We start from the raw sequence: 408 nt of genomic DNA on the forward strand, positions 1-408 counted from the left end.
AATGGTCCAAGGCATGCAGATTGGTAGAAATGAGGGAAAACACGAAAGAACGATAGAAGTTGCTAAAAATATGCTTAATGCTGGCTCTGATATCGCTTTTATCACTAAAGTTACAGGGCTCTCTATCTCTGAACTCAACCGGCTTCTCAAGCCCTAATCCTTTTAGGTACAAAGGGATATCCCTTTGACCTAAAGTCTTCGGAGGCTCTGTCATTGTATTTTCTCTTTTTGTTGTATTTTCTTTTATATAACCTTTGGGAAATTTATACACTTATTTGGACAGAGCTTATTTCAGCGGAGAATTTGCCTGAATTTAGATAAAGCATTCTTGCTTGTTCTAGTTTGTCTAAATCGGTTCTAGTGTAATAGTTGAGATTTAATCTTACATTTAGTAAAATTAAGATAATA

Annotated in this window: 1 pseudogene; it reads left to right on the top strand. The window is 35.0% G+C overall.

The window, feature by feature from the left end:
- Positions 1-157 (top strand): annotated as a pseudogene (locus KYQ89_RS07850) (transposase); the annotation flags it as partial.
- Between the last annotated feature and the right edge of the window lie 251 nt (positions 158-408).

Origin of the sequence: Rickettsia sp. TH2014 (assembly GCF_019249195.1) — a bacterium.
In the GTDB taxonomy this organism is placed as follows: Bacteria; Pseudomonadota; Alphaproteobacteria; order Rickettsiales; family Rickettsiaceae; genus Rickettsia; species Rickettsia felis.